This window comes from Achromobacter sp. GbtcB20, assembly GCF_019091095.1.
Lineage (GTDB): Bacteria > Pseudomonadota > Gammaproteobacteria > Burkholderiales > Burkholderiaceae_B > Achromobacter > Achromobacter mucicolens.
In genome coordinates this window covers 1-239 of sequence record NZ_JAGXJZ010000854.1, presented here as the reverse complement: position 1 = coordinate 239, position 239 = coordinate 1, and the positions used below count along the sequence as shown (strand labels likewise).

Sequence of the window (239 nt, the reverse complement as noted above, 5' to 3'; positions counted from 1 at the left end):
GCGCGGCCACCAGGACCAGCGGCGACAGCGGGCCGCGCGTCAGCGTCAGGGCGCCCAGCGACAGGCCGACCAGGGCGGCATTGCGCGGGCTGGCGCTCTCGATGTAGCGCACCGCGCGGTAGAGGAAATAGGCGAGCAGCGAACCCTGCAGGGTGACGGCCAGGGTCTGGTGGCTGGATTGCAGCTGGCCGAGCGAGCCGAGGTAGACCAGCACGGCGGGGTCGGCCAAGGGGGGGCCT

General features: G+C 73.2%; 1 pseudogene. It reads right to left on the bottom strand.

What is annotated here, in order from left to right:
• A pseudogene (locus tag KVT32_RS31395) lies at nt 1–239 on the bottom strand (glycosyltransferase); the annotation flags it as partial.